The following is a 19507-nucleotide window of genomic DNA, read 5'->3' as shown; positions in this document are numbered from 1 at the left end:
GTACCCGCATCCTGATGTGCATTAAGTGCATAGGCGTTCGCACGACTGTGTTGGCTATCAGAACGGGGTCTCTCGTGTCTAAATCTCTTGACAGTTTCAATTGTCGTTCCACGCTTTCCGTTGGTGGAAAGGACTATGTCTATTACAGCCTGCCCAAGGCTGAGGCAAACGGTCTGGCCGGCGTATCGAAGCTTCCCTATTCGATGAAAGTGCTGCTCGAAAATCTGCTGCGCTTCGAAGATGGCCAGTCGGTCACCAAGGAGCACATCGTTGCGGTCGCCGAGTGGCTGAACAACAAGGGTGCTGTCGAAAACGAGATCGCCTATCGCCCGGCGCGCGTGCTGATGCAGGACTTCACCGGCGTTCCCGCCGTCGTCGATCTGGCCGCGATGCGCGACGCGATGGTGTCGCTCGGCGGTGATCCTGAGAAGATCAACCCGCTCGTTCCCGTCGACCTCGTCATCGACCACTCCGTCATCGTCGACGAATTCGGCACGCCGCAGGCCTTCGCCAAGAACGTCGAGCTGGAATATCAGCGCAACGGCGAGCGCTACCGCTTCCTGAAGTGGGGGCAGCAGGCATTCAAGAACTTCCGCGTCGTTCCCCCCGGCACCGGTATCTGTCACCAGGTCAACCTCGAATATCTCGGCCAGACCGTCTGGACCAAGGAAGAGGACGGCGAGACGATCGCCTATCCCGATACCTGCGTCGGCACCGACAGCCACACGACGATGATCAACGGCCTCGGCGTTCTCGGCTGGGGCGTCGGCGGTATCGAGGCGGAAGCGGCCATGCTCGGCCAGCCGGTTTCGATGCTCCTGCCCGAAGTCATCGGCTTCAAGCTGACCGGCAAGCTCAAGGAAGGCGTCACCGCGACCGACCTCGTTCTGACCGTCGTGCAGATGCTGCGCAAGAAGGGCGTCGTTTCCAAGTTCGTCGAATTCTTCGGCCCGGGCATGGACAACATGCCGCTCGCCGACCGCGCGACGATCGGCAACATGGGTCCGGAATACGGCGCGACCTGCGGCTTCTTCCCGGTCGACGGCGAAACCATCAACTACCTCACCATGTCCGGCCGTACGCACGACCGGATCGCACTCGTCGAAGCCTATTCGAAGGCCCAGGGCATGTGGCGCGAAGGCGATGGTTCCGATCTCGTCTTCACCGACACGCTCGAACTCGACCTCGGCGACGTCGTGCCGTCGATGGCCGGCCCCAAGCGTCCGGAAGGCCGCATCGCGCTTGAAAACATCGCTTCCGGCTTCGCCGGCTCGATGGATGCCGATTACAAGAAGCCCGGCCAGCTTGCCAACCGCTATGCGGTCGAAGGCACGGATTTCGATCTCGGCCATGGTGACGTCGCGATTGCCGCCATCACCTCCTGCACCAACACCTCCAACCCGTCGGTGCTGATCGCGGCCGGCCTTCTCGCCCGCAACGCCGTTGCCAAGGGCCTGAAGACCAAGCCGTGGGTCAAGACCTCGCTGGCGCCGGGATCGCAGGTCGTCGGCGAATATCTCGCCAAGTCGGGCCTGCAGGCCGACCTCGACAAACTCGGCTTCAACTTGGTCGGCTTCGGCTGCACCACCTGCATCGGCAATTCCGGTCCGCTGCCGGCGCCGATCTCGAAGACGATCAACGACAAGGGCCTGATCGTATCGGGCGTGCTCTCCGGCAACCGTAACTTCGAAGGCCGTATCTCGCCTGACGTCCAGGCGAATTACCTCGCTTCGCCGCCGCTCGTCGTCGCCTACGCTCTCGCCGGCACGGTGCAGAAGGACCTGACGAAGGAGCCGATCGGCGAAGACCAGAACGGCAACCCCGTCTATCTCAAGGATATCTGGCCGACCTCGCACGAAGTGCAGGAGTTCATCCAGAAGTACGTCACCCGCGAGCTCTACGAAAGCAAATATGCCGACGTCTTCAAGGGCGACGTCAACTGGCAGGCCGTTCAGGTCCCGCCGGGCCAGACCTATGCCTGGGACGACAACTCGACCTATGTCCAGAACCCGCCCTACTTCGTCGGCATGGGCAAGAAGGGCACCGGCGTCGCAGACATCAAGGGCGCGCGCGTCCTCGGCCTGTTCGGCGACAAGATCACCACCGACCACATCTCCCCGGCCGGTTCGATCAAGGCGGCATCGCCCGCTGGCGCCTACCTCATCGGCCACGACGTCGCCGTTGCCGACTTCAACCAGTACGGCACGCGCCGCGGCAACCATGAAGTGATGATGCGCGGCACCTTCGCCAATATCCGCATCCGCAACCACATGCTCGGCCCGAACGGCAAGGAAGGTGGCTACACCATCCACTACCCGTCGAAGGAAGAGACGTCGATCTACGACGCCGCCATGCAGTACAAGGCCGAAGGCGTGCCGCTCGTCATCTTCGCCGGTGTCGAATACGGCAACGGCTCGTCGCGCGACTGGGCTGCCAAGGGCACCAACCTGCTCGGCGTCAAGGCTGTGGTCGCCCAGTCCTTCGAGCGTATCCATCGCTCGAACCTGGTCGGCATGGGCGTCATCCCCTTCGTCTTCGAAGAGGGCACGACCTGGCAGAGCCTCGGCCTGAAGGGCGATGAACTCGTCACCATCGAGGGCCTCGACAAGATCAAGCCGCGCGAGCGGAAGATCGCCAAGATCACTTATGGCGACGGCTCCGTGAAGGAAGTTCCGCTGCTGTCGCGCGTCGATACGCTCGACGAGGTGATCTACCTCAACAATGGCGGCATCCTGCAGACGGTCCTGCGCGATCTCGCTGCCTGATTGTTGAGAGCTTCCCATTGATAATGGCCGCCGGAAAGCAATTTCCGGCGGCTTTTCTTTGCGGCGGCAGTATCTGATCGGGCTCACGATGATTTGTTTTCACCGCCTTCCCGTCGAGCTACGTCTCACCCGTTCGTGACTTTTCGTTTGGACCCGGAAGGATTATTCGTACGTTCATATGTCAGGGCCTCCGGTTCCAACATGCCGTCGGCGCTGAAAAAGAGGTGCAGGTGAATGTCCCCCCGTTTTTTGATTCCGCTGATCGCCGGCATTGTTCTCGCAGGCTCGTTGCATGCCGAAGACGGCACGCCGAAAGGCGTCGTCGAACTTTTCACCTCGCAGGGCTGTTCCTCCTGTCCTCCCGCTGATGCGGCCTTCCGCAAGCTGGTGAACCAGGGCGACGTCATCGCGCTCGCCTACCACGTCGATTACTGGAATTATCTCGGCTGGGCCGATACGCTGAGCTCCAAGGAAAATACCGAGCGGCAATATGGTTATGCCAGGACGATGGGCCGCAGCAACGTCTATACGCCGCAGGCGGTCGTCAACGGACGCAGCCACCTCGCAGGCTCCGATCTCAACGGCATCAACAGCAAGATCGAGACCGACAGCAGCGAAGGCAATGGGCTGAACATTCCGATCAGCGCCGCGATGCGCGGCGACGAGTTGGAGATCAAGATCGGCGCGGGACAGGGCAAGGCCAATGTCGTGATGGTCTATTTCGACAAGGAAAAGACGATCGACGTCGAAAAGGGCGAGAACAGCGGCAAGAAGATCTCCTATCTGCACAGCGTCACCAATGTCGAAACGGTCGGCATGTGGGACGGCAAGGCGACCAGCCTGACGCTACCGGCGAGCGTGTTGCAGCGGCCGCAGCTCGAGGGCTGCGCGATTCTGCTGCAGTCGGCGAACGCCGACGGCGATCCGGCTGCGATCCTTGGCGCGACCGTGGTGATGGCTGGAAAAAACATCTGAGACTTCATCCGGTAACGGATGAAGGGCCGGGCGGCCCGGCCGAGCGTATTCGGGGCTGGGGTTAAGGTCGATACGCTCCGCCGGGCCCTTTGGCGCGCTGGCGCCAAACCGGGATGCATAAATCCCCTGCAAATGAGGCGCTGTTTTGACTGAAATGCGGCACTGGGGAGAAAGCAACCTTCGTCCCCAGCGAAGGTGCGGGGACGCGCGGCACTGCGGTGCGGCGGAATGTGACGGGCGGCGCTCTTGCAATTTATGACGGCTCGGGCAAACTGTCACTCTCCTGTCACAAGCGGAGGCCTCGGGAGACTGATGACAGATCAGCCGGATTTGCGACACGGCGAAAGCCGCTCCGTCGACAACAGTTCCTCAGTCGTCGTCGATCTCAGGGAATACAAACAAAGCAAGGACCCGCTTCCGGTCACTTTTCATCGGCGCGAACTGGACGCGATCCTCTGGATCTATGGCCGCATGGTCGGCGAGGGTGAATGGCGCGATTACGCCATCGATCACCTGAAGGACAGGGCGGTCTTTTCCGTCTTCAAGCGCTCCGGCGAAATGCCGCTCTTCCGTATCGAAAAGAACCCGAAGCTCGCCGCCAAGCAGGGCGCCTATTCCGTCATCAACGTCAACGGGATGATCCTGAAGCGCGGACACGAGCTGAACCAGGTCCTCAAAGTGTTCGACAAGGCCCTGAAGCTCGTTGAGAAATAGGGCGTATCAGCCGACAAACAGCGTGCCGGGGTAGGCTGATAAGTCCGGATCGGTCATCGTGCCATCGCCAAGGGTGCGCTGCATGAACATCGTGTCCAGCCAGCGGCCGTGCTTGTAGCCGGTGCCTCTCATCAGGCCGACTTCGACAAAGCCAGTCTTGAGATGAACGGCGATCGAAGCGGGGCTCGCGCCGCCGATGACGGCCACCATCTGACGAAAACCGAGAGCAGTGCAGCGGCCGATCAGTTCGTCGAGCAGCGCCTTGCCGATGCCCCGCCCGCGAGCTTCAGGCGCCAGATAGATCGAATCCTCCACCATCCAGCGATAGGCGGGACGGGCGCGGAAGGCCGAGGCGTAGGCGTAGCCGAGGAGGTTTTCGTCCGCATCTGTCGCGGCGATATAGGGATATTGCTGGCCGACGATCGCCGAAAAACGCTGCATCATCTCGGCCTCGGAGGGTGGAGCAATCTCATAGCTTGCAACGCCGTTCAGGACGGAGTCGCGATAGATCTCCGTAATGGCGGGAATATCGGCTTGCGACGCATCGCGCAGGAGGAAGGACATTTCGGCGGCTGGTCCATCGGGAAGCAAGGCCCTCCTAAAACCATCCTCCGGAAACCGGCGCAACAAAAAAGGCGGCCGAAGCCGCCTTTTTCGATCTCAATGCGCCTGATTATCTGCGGTTGCCCATGAACTGCAACAGGAACATGAAGAGGTTGAGGAAGTCGAGATAGAGCGTCAGCGCGCCCATGATCGCCTTGCGGCCGGCGACGGCGACGTCATCGGCTTCGTAGTAGAGTTCCTTGATCCGCTGCGTATCGTAGGCAGTGAGGCCTGCGAAGATCAGAACGCCGATCACCGAGATCGCGAACTGCATGGCGGATGAGGCTAGGAAGATGTTGACGATCGAGGCGATGATCAGGCCGAAGAGACCCATCATCAGGAACGAGCCCATTGCCGACAGGTCACGCTTCGTCGTGTAGCCGTAAAGCGACAGCGCGCCGAAGGAAGCGGCGGTGACGAAGAAGGTCTGGACGACGCTCTGGCCCGTATAGACCAGGAAGATCGACGAGAGCGACAGACCCACCAGGGCGGCGTAGACCCAGAAGGTCGTCTGGGCGGCGGACACGCTCATCTGGTGAATGCGGAAGCTCAGGAAGAAGACGACCGCCAGCGGCGCAAGAATGACGACCCAGCGCAACGGCGACTGGAACAGAACCGCGCCGAACTGGGTGAGCTGGCCGTCCTGTACGGCGAAGTTGAATCCGAGATATGCGGCCACACCGGTGATCGCCAGACCCAGCGCCATCAGGTTGTAGACCTTGAGCATATATGCGCGCAGGCCTTGATCAATCATCTCGCCGGTCTGAGCGCGGCTTTGATAGTTACGAAGATCAGCCATAGTTTCCTCTTACAAGCTCCGATGGAGATACGGTGTCGGGTTTTCGACCCGGGCGCCGCTGCGGAGCTCCAGCATGCCTGCCGACAATATGAGGCTTTCGCCCATTGCAAACAAGAGGGTTGCCAAGGCGCAGCCGGTTAAATCGCCGTAAGGTGAAGGGCTTTTGTGCGCCGTAGCCTCATCAAAGCTCGCGCAGTACGGGCGCCGCCTTCTGCCCGAGGATGCGCCAGGTGCCGATGAGGCCGATGCCGACGGTGAGCACCAGTGCGGTGACGAGCGTCAGCCCGGCCACATCGGGCAGGAAGGTGGATGGCAGGCGCATGATGCGGGCGACGATGAACCAGGCGGCGACGGCGCCGGCGATCAGCGAGAAGATCGCGGTCGCGAGCCCCAGGATCAGATATTCGTAGCTGAAGGCGCGGATCAGCATGGCGCGCGTGGCGCCGAGCGTCTTCAGCACCACGGCGTCGTGGGTGCGCGCCCGGTTTCCGGCGGCGAGCGCGCCGGCAAGGACGAGGATCGAGGCGATCAGCGCGACCGAGGCTGCGGCGCGGATCGCGGTCGCCAGCTGCGCGACCAGCTGATTGACGATGTCGATCGCGTCTTTCACGCGGACGCTGGTGATCGTCGGGTAAGTATTGGTGACGGATTTCAGGATCGCCGCATCCTCGGCCGGCGTCGAGGAGGGATCGGTCAGGGTCGCCAGCCAGGCGTGCGGGGCGCCGCGGAAGGTATTGGGCGAGAAGACCATGACGAAATTGATCGACAGCGATTCCCATTGGACACGGCGCAGATTGGCGATCTTCGCCGTGATGTTGCGTCCGAGCACGTTGACGGTGACGGTATCGCCGATCTTGAGGCCGAGTTCGTGCGCCTCTTCGGAGGAGAAGGAGACGAGCGGTTCGCCGCTGTAATCCTTGTCCCACCAGCTGCCTTCGGTGAGGGCGGCATTTTCCGGCAGGGTGTCGGCGTAGGTGATGCCGCGGTCGCCATTCAGCACCCAGCGGCCGGCGGCCGGTACGTTCATCTTGGTGACGTCCTGCCCGTTGAAGGCGACGATCCGGCCGCGCAGCATCGGCACTTCCATGAGCTTGCCCTTCGGCGCCTGCGCCTGGACGAGATCTCGGAAAGCGCCGACCTCGGCGCTCTGGATGTCGACGAAGAAGAAGTTCGGCGCGCCCTCGTTCATGCGGCCGGTCAGCTGCCGGCGCAGGTTTCCGTCGATCAGGGTCAGCGTCACCAGCAATGCCAGGCCGAGGCCGAGCGAAAGCACGACAGACGGCGTCAGCGCGCCGGGGCGATGGATGTTGCCGATCGCAAGCCTGAGCGCGGGCGAGTTGACGCGGGGGCTGCGGCGCGCAAGCCAGGCGATCAGTGCCGCGACCAGGCGCAAGACGACGAAGGCGAAGACGATGGCGCCGACGAAGACCACGGCGATGAAACGATCATAGGCGGTGAGGATGGCAAGGCCCGCAAGGGCCGCCATGAAGAGGGCGGCCAGCAGGACATAGGGCCAGGACGGCAGATGGCGGGCTTCGAAGCCCTGCTCGCGGAAGAGCGCCGTCGCGGGCACTTCGCGGGCGTGGCCGAGCGGCAGGATGGCGAAGGCGAGCGTCGTCAGGATGCCGAAGAGGCTCGCGAGCAGCAGGGCGCCGGGATAAAGGGTCGGCGCTGTGGAGACCGGCAGGAATTGCGCCAGGAACTGCGCTGCGAAGATCGGCGACAGGGCGCCGATGACGAGGCCGATCGCAATGCCGCCGAAGGCGATGATGGCGATCTGGAAGAGGTAGATCAGAACGACCGTTGCCGCTGGCGCGCCGAGGCATTTGAAGGTGGCGATGGTGGTGCGCTTGGAATCCAGGAAGGCGCGCACGGCATTGGCGACACCGACGCCGCCGACGATCAGCGCGGTCAGGCCGACCAGCGTCAGGAATTGCGAAAAGCGGGTGATGTTTTCGGTGAGCGAGGGTGCCGCGCGGTCGCTGGTACGGATCGCCCAGCCTGCGGAAGGGAATTCCTTGGCGGCGCGCGCCTGGATACCCGACATCGCGGCCCTGTCTTCCAGCCGGATCTTATAGGCATGTTCGACCAGGCTTCCCGTCTGGATCAGCCCCGAGGCCTGGAGCGCCTTGCGGCTGACGAGCAGGCGCGGCGCAAAGCCGAAACCTTCCGACAGCGCGTCCGGCTCGGTTTTCACCGTGCCTGTGATGCTGAGCTTGACGTTGCCGAGCAGCAATTCGTCGCCGACCGAGAGGCCGAGGCGATCGAGAAGCAGGGGGGCCGCCACCGCGCCGTAAGTGCCGCCTTCGCCTGAAAGCAGCGCTGCAAGCAGATAATCCGGCTCGGCCGCGAATTTGCCATAGAGCGGATAGGCGTCGTCGACCGCCTTGACCTCGACCAGTGCCTGGTCGGAACCGTCGGGCTTGCGGGCCATCGAGCGCAGGCCGGTCGAAACCGAGACGGCGCCGAGACCTTCGAGGAAATTCATTTCGGCCGGCGTGGCCTCGCGGTTGTTCAGCTCGAAGCGGACGTCGCCGGCAAGCAGCTCCTGGCCCTGCGAGGCGATCGTGTCGGTGATCGATTGCGAAACCGAATTGACGGCGGCGATGGCGCCGGTGCCGAGCGCGATGCAGGCAAGGAAGATGTAGAAGCCGCGAATGCCGCCGCGCAGCTCGCGGAGCGCCAGGCGAAGAGCGAGCGAAACGCGTGGCGTGACGATCCTCATGCGAATGCCGCCTCGCTGTGGCGGGCGGCGCTGTCGCCTTCGATCCTGCCGGAGCGAACGCGGATCTGGCGCGAGCAGCGGTTTGCAAGCGAGACGTCATGGGTGACGAGAAGCAGGGTCATGCCGCGTTCGGCCTGCTTGGCAAACAGCAGGTCGGCGATCTGGCGGCCGGTCTCGGTATCGAGATTGCCTGTGGGTTCGTCGGCGATCAGCAGGGCGGGCGAGGGGGCAAGCGCCCTGGCGATCGCCACGCGTTGCTGTTCGCCGCCGGAAAGCTGGCCGGGATAGTGGTTCAGCCGCTCGCCGAGGCCGACCGAATTCAGCTCGCGATGGGCGATGTCGAAGGCATTCGCAACATTGGCGAGCTCCAGCGGCACGGCGACGTTTTCCAGCGCCGTCATGTTGGCGATCAGGTGGAAGGACTGGAAGACGATACCGATGTTGCGGCCGCGGAAATCGGCGACCTGGTCCTCGCTCAGGCTGTGGAGCGGCGTGTCGTTGATGTTGATCTCGCCGCTGTCGAGCTTCTCCAGCCCGGCCAGCACCATCAGCAGAGTGGACTTGCCGGAACCGGAAGGGCCGACGATGCCGACGGATTCGCCGGCGGCGATATCGAGATCGATGCCCTTCAGCACATGGACGGAAGCGGCGGCGCTGCCGAGGGTCAGATCGGCGCTCTTCAACTCGATGATGGTTTTTGCCAAGGGAAATCGCCCTATATAAGTCCGTAATCCAATGGCCGCATAACGGCCCCTCGCCAATCTAGGGAAAGCAGGATGAGATTTAAAGTTGCCGCCCTTCAATTCACCGTCATTGCCGTCTCGCTGATCTTTGCCGCCGCAGCAAATGCACGGACGATCAATCTCGTCGGATTTGGCGACAGCCTGATGGCGGGGTATCAGCTGCCGCCCGGTGACGGCTTTCCCGAAAAGCTGCAGGCGGCCCTGAAGGCGAAGGGGCTCGACGTCGCGATCGCCAATGCCGGTGTCTCCGGCGATACGACGACAGGAGGGCTTGCCCGGATCGACTGGTCGGTTCCCGACGGCACCGATGGCGTCATTCTGGAGCTCGGCGCCAATGATGCGTTGCGCGGCATCCCGCCTCAGGAGAGCGAAAAGAATCTCGACCAGATGATTGCCCGGCTAAAGGAACGAGGAATTGCCGTGCTGCTCGTCGGCATGATGGCACCGCCGAACATGGGGGCGGACTATGCCGCGCGCTTCAATCCGATCTACCGGGAACTTTCGGAAAAACACGGGGTTCCGCTCTATGCCTTCTTCCTCGACGGTGTGGCGCTGGATGCGGGGCTGAAGCTCGAGGACGGAATGCATCCGAATGCCAAGGGCGTGGACGTCATGGTCGGCAAGATGGAAGCCGATGTCACAAATTTCATCGGGACGATTTCTACTGTGAAGAAATAGGGGCTTGCGCGGTTGTTGATTGCGTGATTCCGTGTGAGTACCTGCAAAAGATTCGGGGAGTGCTCGTTATGCCGAGACTGTTTACCGCCCTCGAAATTCCGCGCAATGCGGCGATGAGCCTTTCATTGCTGCGCGGTGGCCTCCCCGGAGCACGATGGATCGATGTGGAGAATTACCACATCACGTTGCGCTTCATCGGTGATGTCGACGGCCGTACGGCCGATGAAATCGTAGAACGCCTCGACCGGATCGACCGGCCGGAATTTCAGTTCCGGCTCGAAGGTATCGGTTCCTTCGGCTCGAAGAAACCGCATTCGGTCTGGGCCGGCGTTTCGCAATCGCCTGAGATGTATGCTCTGCAGGCTGAGATCGAGCGCATCTGCCAGCGCATCGGCCTGCCGCCGGATCCGCGCAAATTCACGCCGCATGTGACGCTGGCAAGGCTCAAGTCCTCGCGGCTCGACGATGTCGTGCAGTATCTGGCCGGACGCGGCAACTTCCACACCGCGACCTTCACGGCGCCGCGCTTCGTGCTGCTTTCATCGCGCGAATCGGTCGGCGGCGGCCCTTACCTCACCGAGGAAGTGTTCCCGCTGCACGAGGCGCGCTCGACGCCGAGCGTTTCGAGCAGGCTGCTGCAGCCGGTCAAGAGCCTGGTATAAACCAGCTCGAAACCGCCCGGGCCGCCATAATAGGGATCGGGGATATCTTCTCCGGTTCCAAGCGCGGCGTCGCCGAAAAGACGGATGTCGGTTCCCGGCGGTGCGATCTTTTCAAGTGCCGCCACGTTGTCGCGGTCCATGGCGAGGATCAGATCGAAATCCATGAAATCCTTGGGTTGGATGCGCCGGGCGTGCTGTCCCGATATGTCTATGCCATGGCTTTTCGCGGTGGCGATCGAGCGCTGGTCGGGCTGATCGCCTTCGTGCCAGCCGCCGGCGCCGGCAGAATCGATCGTAAAATGATCGGTCAGGCCCGCTTGCGTGACGAGATGGCCAAAAATTCCTTCCGCCAGAGCATGATGCCGAAAATTGTGAGCGGTTTTCGGACGACATCATGCTCTAACTCTTTAATTAAGAACAGGATTCAGATTTAAGGCCGATCCGGCCTTAAATCATCCTGTTCTGGCGGCGAACGGCATATATTGCCCATGCAAACGAAGAGGATACTGATGCGTTTCATCGGTAGACCTGCAGACGGATAGGAGGACCATGGCATGAAATGGGAAAAACTGGAGCGTGCGGCAGTCGAGGCTGAACTGAGCAAGCTTGAGGGCTGGACGCTCAACGACACGGCCTCCGCGATATCGAAAACATTCAAGTTTTCAAATTTCATCGAGGCTTTCGGCTTCATGACGGAAGCAGCGATTACGGCTGAAAAGCTCAACCACCATCCCGAATGGTTCAATGTCTATTCCAAGGTGGAGGTGACGCTGAACACGCATGATGCCGGCGGACTGACGGAGCTGGATTTCAAACTCGCCAGGGCGATGGAGAAGGCGGCGGCGAGACGACTTGTTTGAAAGCGGACGCGCCATCACCATATGTTCGCATGGACGAAAGGATGTGAGGGATGGACGACGTCAAATTCGGGGAAATCCTGCTGCCGGGCGACGAGGATACGCAGAGCCGCCGGGAAAAGACCGTGCGGCAGAAATTCTGGCCGACCTTCCGGCGGGCGGTGCGGCAGATTCCGTTTTCGCGTGATGTCGTCGCCGGTTTCTACTGCGCGCTCGATCCGCAGACGCCGACCAAGGTGCGCGGCGTGCTGCTCGCGGCACTTGCCTATTTCGTCATGCCGGTCGACATGATCCCCGACATTTTCGCCGTCATCGGTTTTTCCGACGATATCGCGGTGCTCTCGGCTGCCTTCGCCATGGTGCGCGGCCATATCCGGCCAGGCCATTACGAAGCGGCCGACCGCGTGCTCGCCGACGGGCCGGAAGAGGTGATGAAAACCATTTAACTCTCCTGCTCCAGCACCTTGCGGAGCTTGCCGAAGGCAAGCCGGATGCGCGATTTGACCGTGCCGAGCGGCAGTCCGGTCGCCTCGGCGATTTCCGAATGCGATTGGCCGAGGAAGAAGGCGGCGCGCAGCATGTCGCGCTGTTCCTCCGGCAGTTCTCCGATGGCGGCGCGTATCTTGGCGTCGCGGTCGTCGTTGGCGATCATTTCATCCGCGCCGATCTCGGCGGGCGGCCGCAGGGCCGGATCGGTCTCGTCGAAGACGCGGGTGCTGGTGCGGCGCTGCAGGTCGATCCGGCGGTTGCGGGCAATACGGAAAAGCCAGGTCGACAGCGAAGATCGCGTGGCATCGTAGAGACCGGCCTTGTGCCAAAGCACGATCATGATTTCCTGGACCAGCTCCTCGGCCTCGCCTGCCGTCATCTTCCGGCGCATCAGCCAGGATTTCAGGCGGGGCGCGAAATAATCGAACAGGATGGAAAAGGCCTGCTGGTCGCGGTCGTCCGCAACGGCCTTTGCGAGGGCAGCGAAACGCTGTCTTTCCCCGGCATCCATGTTCTCTCACGAGCCCCCTGCGGCGAAATTTTGCCCCGAATTTCCAAGTCTTAATGAGGTACAACGGAATTGAGAAAGGTCAAACTCTTGCCTGAATCTTTGTGTCTTAAATTCAGCCGAACGCACGGCCGATGCCATCACGTCATGGTGTCACGACCAAGACCGTCAAAGGGACGAAAATTGATACTCGGGTTGAAATGACACAGGCAGATACAAATCGCAGCTATTGTTGACCATTTGGTAACCTGAATTAAGTCAAAATAAAGCAGATCGTGATTATGCGGCGCCCGCTATGATCGCTTCGGGCCTTGAATCGCAAGAACCGGCAGGAATCCATGTTTGTAAAAAGTATCGTATCCGCCCTCGCACTCACCTTGACCATGGCCGGAGTGGCGGCAGCGCAGCAGGCCGCGCCGAACCGCATCCAGCAGTTCCAGGCCTGGGGCGCCTATTCCTACAAGTCGGGCAGCAGCACCGTCTGCTACGTGCTGTCCGTTCCGACGGCAAAGCAGCCCGCAAGCGTCGATCACGGCGACAATTTCTTCATTGTCTCCCAGCGTCCGGGCCAGAACATTTCCTACGAGCCGCAGGCGATGATGGGCTATACGGTGAAGGAAAATTCGAAGATCAACGTCGTCATCGACAACAAGACCTTCGTGATGTTCACCAAGGACAAGGCCGGCTGGGTCGAAAACGCCGCACAGGAGCCGGCCCTCGTCGCCGCGATGAAGAGCGGTCACTCGATGACGGTGAATGCCGTCTCGCGCAAGGGCACCGGCACCTCCTACAGCTATTCGCTTTCGGGTATCTCGGCTGCGCTGAAGCAGATCGAAACCTGCAAGTAAGCGGACTTTCGTCGATAGAATTCAAAAGGCCGGCCTTGCGCCGGCCTTCGTTATTTCCATCTATAGTGACGCGCGGGCAAAATGATGCTAAAGGCCGCGCAAACAGCGGACAGATCGCGATATCAGTCGCCGTCCGCCATCAATTTCTGCCAATGTGCCGTCATGCGCCCGCAAGTCTTCCGGATCAGACCCTGAAGTCCGCGGCTTGCGGAACGGTTACGTGTTCGAATTCGGGATGAAAGACTATGTCGGTCATGGATGCGATCGTCGTCAAAAAGCCGCAGGCCGCGCGCCCCTCTTCCGGCGTCGAGAAGCCGTCGCTGATCGGGCTCTCCCGCGAGGAGATGGCGGCTGCGCTCCGGGAAAAGGGTGTGGCCGAGAAGCAGATCAAGATGCGCGTCTCGCAGCTCTGGAACTGGATCTATGTGCGCGGGGTTTCCGACTTCGACCATATGACGAATGTCGCCAAGGACATGCGCGAAATGCTGAAGCAGCATTTCACCATCGAGCGTCCTGAAATCGTCGAGGAGCAGGTTTCCAACGACGGAACGCGCAAATGGCTGCTGCGCTTTCCCGCGCGCGGCGCAGGCCGCCCCGTCGAGATCGAGGCCGTCTACATTCCGGAAGAGGGCCGCGGCACGCTCTGCATCTCAAGCCAGGTCGGCTGCACGCTCACCTGTTCATTCTGTCACACCGGGACACAGCGCCTGGTGCGCAACCTGACGGCGGAGGAAATTCTGTCGCAGCTGTTGCTTGCCCGCGACCGGCTCGGCGACTTCCCGGATCGCGAAGCGCCGCAGGGTACGATCATGCCTGCCGAGGGCCGCAAGGTCAGCAACATCGTGATGATGGGCATGGGCGAGCCGCTTTATAACTTCGATGCCGTCAAGCAGGCATTGTTGATCGCCACCGATGGCGATGGGCTGTCGCTCTCCAAGCGCCGCGTGACGCTTTCCACCTCGGGCGTCGTGCCGGAGATCTTCCGCACCGGCGAAGAGATCGGCGTCATGCTGGCGATCTCGCTGCATGCGGTGCGGGATGACCTGCGTGACATTCTGGTGCCGATCAACAAGAAGTACCCGCTGAAAGAGCTGATCGAGGCCTGCAAGGCCTATCCCGGCCTTTCCAACGCACGGCGCATCACCTTCGAATATGTGATGCTGAAGGACGTCAACGACAGCCTTGAGGACGCCAAGGGGCTAATCAAGCTCCTGAAGGGCGTGCCGGCCAAGATCAACCTCATTCCGTTCAACCCCTGGCCTGGCACCAATTATCAGTGTTCCGACTGGGAGCAGATCGAGAAATTCGCCGATTTCATCAATTCGGCCGGCTACGCTTCGCCGATCCGCACGCCGCGCGGCCGCGACATTCTGGCCGCCTGCGGCCAGCTGAAATCGGAATCCGAACGCATGCGCAAGACCGAGCGCCTGGCCTTCGAGGCGATGATGATCGCCAATCACGGCGCTGACGACTGATCAGCAAGTTTGATCCTCGCTACAATTCTCCTGCATTGATTTAAGCATGCGCTTTTCCTAATAGTGCCGCCAAAATCAATCAGGAGGATACAAATGCGCCCGATTCTGCTCGCTCTTGCCGCCACTTTGGCGCTTTCCCTGCCCGCAAAGGCCGATGACGTTACCGTTGCCGTGACGGCGATCGTCGAACACCCGGCGCTGGACGCAGCCCGCAAGGGCGTTCTCGACGTGCTGACGGCGGCCGGCTACAAAGAGGGCGAGAACCTGAAGTTCCTGTTCGAATCGGCGCAGGGCAATCCGGCGACGGCAGCCCAGATCGCTCGCCAGTTCGCCGGCGACGAGCCCAATGTCATCGTGCCGATCTCGACGCCATCCGCCCAGGCCGTCGTCTCCGCGACGCGCGACATTCCCGTCGTCTTCACCGCCGTCTCCGATCCGCTTGGCGCCCAGCTCGTCAAGAACATGGACAAGCCGGGCGGCAACGTCACCGGCCTTTCCGACATGTCTCCCGTTGCCGAACACCTGGCGCTGATCAAGGAAATCGTGCCGAAGGTTAAAACGATCGGTTATCTCTACAATTCGGGCGAGGCGAATTCGGTTTCGCTGCTTGCCGTCCTGAAGGCCGAAGCCGAAAAGGCCGGCCTCACGGTTGTGGAATCGGCCGCCACTAAGTCTGCCGAAGTTCAGGGTGCCGCGCGTGCCCTCGTCGGCCGCGCCGACGCAATCTACGTTCCGACCGACAACACGATCATCTCCGCGCTCGAAGGCGCCGTCGCGGTTGCCGAAGAGAGCAAGCTGCCGCTCTTCACTGCCGATACGGATTCGGTTTCGCGCGGTTCGATCGCCGCCCTCGGCTTCAACTATTACGATGTCGGCAAGCAGACGGGCGAAATCGTCGTTCGCGTGCTGAAGGGTGAGAACCCGGGCGATATCGCCGTCAAGACCGCAGCCGGCAGCGATCTCGTCGTCAACAAGGCTGCTGCGGCCAAGATGGGAATCACCCTGCCTGAAAGCGTGCTTTCGCGCGCCAACAAGGTCATCGAATAAGCGTTCATCGTTGCATCGACCATTCACATTCAGCCGCTCCCGTTTGCACGGGGGCGGCTGAAGTATTAAAAGGCTGCGGTTTCGCGACGGGCGGAACGGAAACAAAAAGGGGCTGAAAGCCTTGAGCCAAATCGCATTCTGGGGGGCCGTCGAGCTCGGCCTGGTCTATTCCTTCGTCGCTCTCGGCGTCTATCTCGCCTTCCGCGTCCTCGATTTTCCCGACCTGACGGTGGACGGTTCCTTTCCGCTCGGCGCGGCGGTAACGGCAGTGCTGATCATCGCCGGCGTCAACGCCTGGCTTGCGGCGTTGATCGCAATGGCGGCAGGAGCAGCGGCCGGCATGGTGACGGCGCTGCTCAACGTGCGCTTCAAGATCCTCAATCTGCTCGCCTCGATCCTGACGATGATCGCGCTGTTTTCCGTCAATTTGAGAGTAATGGGCAAACCCAACGTCGCGCTGATCAATGCCGACACGATGATCAGCCCGTTCTTCGGCCATGGCCTGCGTGATTTCTACGTGCGGCCGCTCTTCGTCGGCGTTCTCGTCGTCGTCGCGCTCCTCCTGGTCTGGCGCTTCCTGGAAAGCGATGCCGGGCTTGCCATGCGCGCGACCGGCGCCAATGCGCGGATGGCCCGCGCCCAAGGCGTCGATACCAGCCGGCAGATCTATCTCGGCATGGCGATCTCCAATGCGCTTGTCGCCTTCGGCGGCGCATTGTTTGCCCAGACGAACGGCTTTGCCGACGTCACCTCCGGCGTCGGCACGATCGTCGTCGGCCTCGCCGCCGTCATCATCGGCGAGACGCTGCTCGGGCGCCGGGGTCTGTTGATCGCGCTGATCGGCTGCGTGCTCGGTTCGATCCTCTATCGTATCGCGATCCAGCTGGCGCTTTCGAGCGATGTCATCGGCTTGCAGGCCTCCGACCTCAACTTCGTCACGGCGGTGCTGGTGACCGTCGCACTCATCCTTCCCCGTCTTCGCCGAGGTGCCGCATCGTGATCAGCGTTAGGGATATCAAGGTCGTTTTCGGGCGCGGCACGCCGCTGCAGAAGCAGGCGCTGAACGGCGTCAGCCTGACCATCGAGCAAGGCTCCTTCGTCACCGTCATCGGCTCCAACGGCGCTGGCAAATCTACGCTGCTCGGCGTGCTCGCCGGCGACGTCCTGCCGAGCGAAGGCCAGGTGCTGATCGGCAAGAGCGACGTGACGCGCAAGTCGACGGCGGCGCGCGCCGGTCTCGTCGCCCGCGTTTTCCAGGATCCGCTGACGGGAAGCTGCGGCGCGCTGTCGATCGAAGAGAATCTTGCTCTGGCCGCCCGGCGCGGCGAAAAGCGCGGACTTCTGCCGGCGCTCGGCGGTAACAGGCGCGACTATTTCAAGGAGCGGATCGCCGAGTTGAACCTCGGGCTGGAAAACCGGCTGAAGGATCGCATGGATCTGCTCTCGGGCGGACAGCGGCAGGCGGTTTCGCTCGTCATGGCGACACTTGCCGGCTCGGAAGTGCTATTGCTCGACGAACATACGGCAGCGCTCGATCCCGGGATGGCCGAGTTCGTGATGAACCTCACGCAGAAGATCGTTGCCGAGCGCAAGCTGACGACGATGATGGTGACGCATTCCATGCGCCAGGCGCTGGATTACGGCCACCGCACGATCATGCTGCATGGCGGCGAGATCGTTCTCGACGTGGCGGGCGACAACCGAAAGAACCTGCAGGTCGAAGACCTCATCGCCATGTTCCGCAAGATGCGCGGCCAGACGCTCGATGACGATGCTTTGCTGATTGGCTAAGCCAACAGCGTGCTGATCGGCTGAGCCAACAGCGTGCTGATCGGATAAACCGACAGCGTGCGGATCGCTGCGCGACCGCGTGCTGATCGGCTGAGCTCAGCGTGCCTGGGTGAGCAGGATCTTGGCCGCGAAGAGCGAGAAGACGCCGGCGAAGGTGTAGTCCATGCCGCGCAGCACCTTCCTGTTGTTCTGCAGCCACGAGGCCAGCCAGTCGGCGGCAAGGACCACGGCGGCATTGACCGGCATGGCGAACAGGATGAAGCAAAGCCCAAGGAAAAGCAGCTTCTGCGTGACGGCGGGATCGCCGGCGCTGACGAATTGCGGCAGGAAGGTCATGAAGAAGATGATGACCTTCGGGTTCAGGAGGTTGACCCAGAAGCCGGACGAGATGTTTGCGAGCGCGGTTCCCTTCTGCGCCTCGACCTTGGCGACGGTGAGCTTCGAGCCGAAGCGGATCGCCTGCACCGCCAGCCAGAACAGATACGCAGCACCGCCGGTCTTCAGGATCAGGAAGGCGGTCGACGAAGCGGTGATCAGCGCCGAAATGCCGAAGGCGACCAGCATGGTGTGGACGACGATGCCGAGGCTGGTGCCGATGACGACGAAGAGTGCTGCCTTCTTGCCCTGGGCCAGCGCACGGCTGATCGACAGCGTCATGTCAGGGCCCGGGGTCGCCGCAAGCAGGAGCGTTGCGGCGGCAAAGGCCAGAAGTGTCGGCAGGTCGGGCAGGAAATCCATGGCACGCTCTGAAAGCCGGAAAGACCGGTAATTTCTTACGCGGCTGTCAGAAAATTACCAATCAAACCTGCTGATGGCGCCGATCACTTCTGTTCCAGAAAGGCCTTGAACTTGTCGGCATAGTCCTTGTGCCAGCGCGACAGCGGCGGGCGGTTCTCGATGATATCGCCGGCAGCCCATGCCATGCGGCGTTCGTCGAGCGGGCGGGCCACGTCGTTGTCGGGGCAGAGAATATAGAAATCGCCGCGTGCGAGGCTTTCGATCATGAAATCGACCGTCTGCTCCGGCGTCCAGGCGCCGGCCGGCTTTTCCGCGCGGTCGCCCTGGGTGAGGCCGGTGAAGACGAAGCCGGGGATCAGGAGATGCGCGGAGATCTTCGCGCCTTCGGTGTTGCGAAGCTCGTGCTCCAATGCCTCGGTGAAGACCTTCACGCCTGATTTGGAGATATTGTAGGCGGGATTGCCGGGCGGCGTGGTGATGCCCTGCTTGGAGCCGGTGTTGATGATGAGGCCGGGCTCGCCATGCGACAGCATCTTCGGGCCGAAGGTGCGCGTGCCGTTTATGACGCCCATCAGGTTGACGGCGAAGATATGGTCCCAGTTCGCCTGCGGGCTGAAGATCGAGGTTTCCGGGCCGATGCCGGCATTGTTCATCAGCACGTGCACGCGGCCGAAACGCTGGAGCACCGCGCGTTCGAGCGCTTCCAGCGAGTCGCGGCTTGCGACGTCGGTCTCGACCGCCATCACATTTTCCTCGCCTGAAATGGCCTTGAGTTCGTCGGCGGCGTTCGCCAGCCGGTCGCCGCCGAGATCGGCGATGACGACGCTCATGCCGCGCTCGGCGAAATATTTCGCCGCGGCAAAGCCGATGCCGGAAGCGCCGCCGGTGACGACTGCAACATTGGATTTCTTGAAAATGTCTTGAATATTCGTCACGGGGAGCCCCTCCTCGATCATTGTTCGGACGTTGGCGAATATGGGCTCCGCTTTCGGACTGTCAAACGGTATCGGCGCCGTCAGCCGCAGCACTTGCCCTTGCGTCACGCGCCAATCTCGCTAAAAGTGCCGCGACACCGGGTTTTCGCCGGCCT

At 61.7% G+C, this 19507-nt stretch carries 20 protein-coding genes; 12 read left to right on the top strand and 8 right to left on the bottom strand.

Annotated elements, in window-relative coordinates; all coding sequences use genetic code 11:
• The first annotated feature begins 74 nt into the window (after positions 1-74).
• The 3 genes from acnA (at position 75) to ATY78_RS10005 (ending at position 4454) form a co-directional block, all read left to right on the top strand.
• On the top strand, positions 75-2765 hold the full coding sequence (acnA, locus tag ATY78_RS10015) for an aconitate hydratase AcnA (RefSeq protein WP_088682185.1): 2691 nt from the start codon (positions 75-77) through the stop codon (positions 2763-2765).
• A gap of 234 nt (positions 2766-2999) precedes the next feature.
• Positions 3000-3740, top strand: a complete 741-nt coding sequence (locus ATY78_RS10010; protein ID WP_088682184.1) for a thioredoxin family protein — start codon at positions 3000-3002, stop codon at positions 3738-3740.
• A gap of 312 nt (positions 3741-4052) precedes the next feature.
• Positions 4053-4454 (top strand): DUF2794 domain-containing protein, encoded by a 402-nt coding sequence (locus ATY78_RS10005; protein WP_088682183.1) that lies wholly within the window; start codon positions 4053-4055, stop codon positions 4452-4454.
• 6 nt (positions 4455-4460) lie between these two features.
• Here the strand turns inward: ATY78_RS10005 and ATY78_RS10000 are convergent, their stop codons facing one another.
• From ATY78_RS10000 to ATY78_RS09985, 4 genes are all read right to left on the bottom strand, one after another.
• Positions 4461-5018: a GNAT family N-acetyltransferase gene (locus tag ATY78_RS10000; RefSeq protein WP_088682182.1), complete on the bottom strand. Its 558-nt coding sequence runs from the start codon at positions 5016-5018 to the stop codon at positions 4461-4463.
• Between the two features lie 109 nt (positions 5019-5127).
• Positions 5128-5856 (bottom strand): Bax inhibitor-1/YccA family protein, encoded by a 729-nt coding sequence (locus tag ATY78_RS09995; protein WP_088682181.1) that lies wholly within the window; start codon positions 5854-5856, stop codon positions 5128-5130.
• A gap of 181 nt (positions 5857-6037) precedes the next feature.
• Complete coding sequence (locus tag ATY78_RS09990) at positions 6038-8581, bottom strand: ABC transporter permease (RefSeq protein ID WP_088682180.1); 2544 nt, start codon at positions 8579-8581, stop codon at positions 6038-6040.
• The gene (locus ATY78_RS09985) at positions 8578-9285 is read right to left on the bottom strand and encodes an ABC transporter ATP-binding protein (protein WP_088682179.1); all 708 of its coding nucleotides are present in this window, start codon (positions 9283-9285) and stop codon (positions 8578-8580) included. Before ATY78_RS09985 ends, ATY78_RS09990 begins: the two co-directional genes overlap by 4 nt.
• 72 nt (positions 9286-9357) lie before the next feature.
• Between ATY78_RS09985 and ATY78_RS09980 the strand changes: the two genes are divergently transcribed.
• The gene (locus tag ATY78_RS09980) at positions 9358-10002 is read left to right on the top strand and encodes an arylesterase (protein ID WP_088682178.1); all 645 of its coding nucleotides are present in this window, start codon (positions 9358-9360) and stop codon (positions 10000-10002) included.
• A gap of 68 nt (positions 10003-10070) precedes the next feature.
• Positions 10071-10664 carry an RNA 2',3'-cyclic phosphodiesterase gene (thpR, locus tag ATY78_RS09975; protein WP_088682177.1) on the top strand — a complete coding sequence of 198 codons (594 nt, stop codon included), beginning with the start codon at positions 10071-10073 and terminating at the stop codon, positions 10662-10664.
• Here thpR and ATY78_RS09970 read toward each other — a convergent pair.
• Positions 10571-11017, bottom strand: coding sequence for a low molecular weight protein-tyrosine-phosphatase (locus tag ATY78_RS09970; protein ID WP_088682176.1), 447 nt, complete (start codon positions 11015-11017; stop codon positions 10571-10573). The genes thpR and ATY78_RS09970 overlap by 94 nt on opposite strands.
• Before the next feature lie 201 nt (positions 11018-11218).
• On the opposite strand from ATY78_RS09970, the gene ATY78_RS09965 reads away from it, so the two are divergent.
• Both ATY78_RS09965 and ATY78_RS09960 read left to right on the top strand, forming a co-directional pair.
• Complete coding sequence (locus ATY78_RS09965; protein ID WP_088682175.1) at positions 11219-11524, top strand: 4a-hydroxytetrahydrobiopterin dehydratase; 306 nt, start codon at positions 11219-11221, stop codon at positions 11522-11524.
• Positions 11525-11574: 50 nt separating this feature from the next.
• Positions 11575-11967, top strand: coding sequence for a YkvA family protein (locus ATY78_RS09960; RefSeq protein WP_088682174.1), 393 nt, complete (start codon positions 11575-11577; stop codon positions 11965-11967).
• On the opposite strand, the gene ATY78_RS09955 is transcribed toward ATY78_RS09960, so the two are convergent.
• Positions 11964-12521, bottom strand: a complete 558-nt coding sequence (locus ATY78_RS09955) for a sigma-70 family RNA polymerase sigma factor (RefSeq protein ID WP_088682173.1) — start codon at positions 12519-12521, stop codon at positions 11964-11966. The two genes, ATY78_RS09960 and ATY78_RS09955, sit on opposite strands and share 4 nt — an antisense overlap.
• 335 nt (positions 12522-12856) lie before the next feature.
• On the opposite strand from ATY78_RS09955, the gene ATY78_RS09950 reads away from it, so the two are divergent.
• The 5 genes from ATY78_RS09950 (at position 12857) to ATY78_RS09930 (ending at position 17679) form a co-directional block, all read left to right on the top strand.
• Positions 12857-13366, top strand: a complete 510-nt coding sequence (locus ATY78_RS09950) for an invasion associated locus B family protein (protein ID WP_088682172.1) — start codon at positions 12857-12859, stop codon at positions 13364-13366.
• A gap of 245 nt (positions 13367-13611) precedes the next feature.
• Positions 13612-14841: a 23S rRNA (adenine(2503)-C(2))-methyltransferase RlmN gene (rlmN, locus tag ATY78_RS09945; RefSeq protein ID WP_088682171.1), complete on the top strand. Its 1230-nt coding sequence runs from the start codon at positions 13612-13614 to the stop codon at positions 14839-14841.
• Positions 14842-14934: 93 nt separating this feature from the next.
• The gene (locus ATY78_RS09940) at positions 14935-15888 is read left to right on the top strand and encodes an ABC transporter substrate-binding protein (RefSeq protein WP_088682170.1); all 954 of its coding nucleotides are present in this window, start codon (positions 14935-14937) and stop codon (positions 15886-15888) included.
• Between the two features lie 121 nt (positions 15889-16009).
• Entirely contained in the window at positions 16010-16888 is an 879-nt protein-coding gene (locus tag ATY78_RS09935; protein ID WP_088682169.1) for an ABC transporter permease, read from the top strand.
• Positions 16885-17679 (top strand): ABC transporter ATP-binding protein, encoded by a 795-nt coding sequence (locus ATY78_RS09930; protein WP_088682168.1) that lies wholly within the window; start codon positions 16885-16887, stop codon positions 17677-17679. Before ATY78_RS09935 ends, ATY78_RS09930 begins: the two co-directional genes overlap by 4 nt.
• Positions 17680-17775: 96 nt before the next feature.
• On the opposite strand, the gene ATY78_RS09925 is transcribed toward ATY78_RS09930, so the two are convergent.
• Positions 17776-18417, bottom strand: a complete 642-nt coding sequence (locus ATY78_RS09925) for a LysE family translocator (RefSeq protein ID WP_088682167.1) — start codon at positions 18415-18417, stop codon at positions 17776-17778.
• A gap of 83 nt (positions 18418-18500) precedes the next feature.
• Positions 18501-19352 carry an SDR family NAD(P)-dependent oxidoreductase gene (locus tag ATY78_RS09920; RefSeq protein WP_088682213.1) on the bottom strand — a complete coding sequence of 284 codons (852 nt, stop codon included), beginning with the start codon at positions 19350-19352 and terminating at the stop codon, positions 18501-18503.
• Between the last annotated feature and the right edge of the window lie 155 nt (positions 19353-19507).

The sequence above is a fragment of the Rhizobium sp. R635 genome, from assembly GCF_002211285.1.
Taxonomy (GTDB): Bacteria; Pseudomonadota; Alphaproteobacteria; order Rhizobiales; family Rhizobiaceae; genus Rhizobium.
The sequence above is the reverse complement of the archived record's forward strand: the minus strand, read 5'-3'. Positions and strand labels throughout refer to the sequence as shown.

What these genes read in the sequence shown, in the direction of transcription:
- ATY78_RS09995 (WP_088682181.1), bottom strand. Translation starts at nt 5,856, where the DNA reads ATGGCTGATCTTCGTAACTATCAAAGCCGCGCTCAGACCGGCGAGATG.
- thpR (WP_088682177.1), top strand. Translation starts at nt 10,071, where the DNA reads ATGCCGAGACTGTTTACCGCCCTCGAAATTCCGCGCAATGCGGCGATG.
- ATY78_RS09990 (WP_088682180.1), bottom strand. Translation starts at nt 8,581, where the DNA reads ATGAGGATCGTCACGCCACGCGTTTCGCTCGCTCTTCGCCTGGCGCTC.
- ATY78_RS10010 (WP_088682184.1), top strand. Translation starts at nt 3,000, where the DNA reads ATGTCCCCCCGTTTTTTGATTCCGCTGATCGCCGGCATTGTTCTCGCA.
- ATY78_RS10005 (WP_088682183.1), top strand. Translation starts at nt 4,053, where the DNA reads ATGACAGATCAGCCGGATTTGCGACACGGCGAAAGCCGCTCCGTCGAC.
- ATY78_RS09955 (WP_088682173.1), bottom strand. Translation starts at nt 12,521, where the DNA reads ATGGATGCCGGGGAAAGACAGCGTTTCGCTGCCCTCGCAAAGGCCGTT.
- ATY78_RS09980 (WP_088682178.1), top strand. Translation starts at nt 9,358, where the DNA reads ATGAGATTTAAAGTTGCCGCCCTTCAATTCACCGTCATTGCCGTCTCG.
- ATY78_RS09940 (WP_088682170.1), top strand. Translation starts at nt 14,935, where the DNA reads ATGCGCCCGATTCTGCTCGCTCTTGCCGCCACTTTGGCGCTTTCCCTG.
- ATY78_RS09960 (WP_088682174.1), top strand. Translation starts at nt 11,575, where the DNA reads ATGGACGACGTCAAATTCGGGGAAATCCTGCTGCCGGGCGACGAGGAT.
- rlmN (WP_088682171.1), top strand. Translation starts at nt 13,612, where the DNA reads ATGTCGGTCATGGATGCGATCGTCGTCAAAAAGCCGCAGGCCGCGCGC.
- ATY78_RS09965 (WP_088682175.1), top strand. Translation starts at nt 11,219, where the DNA reads ATGAAATGGGAAAAACTGGAGCGTGCGGCAGTCGAGGCTGAACTGAGC.
- ATY78_RS09950 (WP_088682172.1), top strand. Translation starts at nt 12,857, where the DNA reads ATGTTTGTAAAAAGTATCGTATCCGCCCTCGCACTCACCTTGACCATG.
- ATY78_RS09925 (WP_088682167.1), bottom strand. Translation starts at nt 18,417, where the DNA reads ATGGATTTCCTGCCCGACCTGCCGACACTTCTGGCCTTTGCCGCCGCA.
- ATY78_RS10000 (WP_088682182.1), bottom strand. Translation starts at nt 5,018, where the DNA reads ATGTCCTTCCTCCTGCGCGATGCGTCGCAAGCCGATATTCCCGCCATT.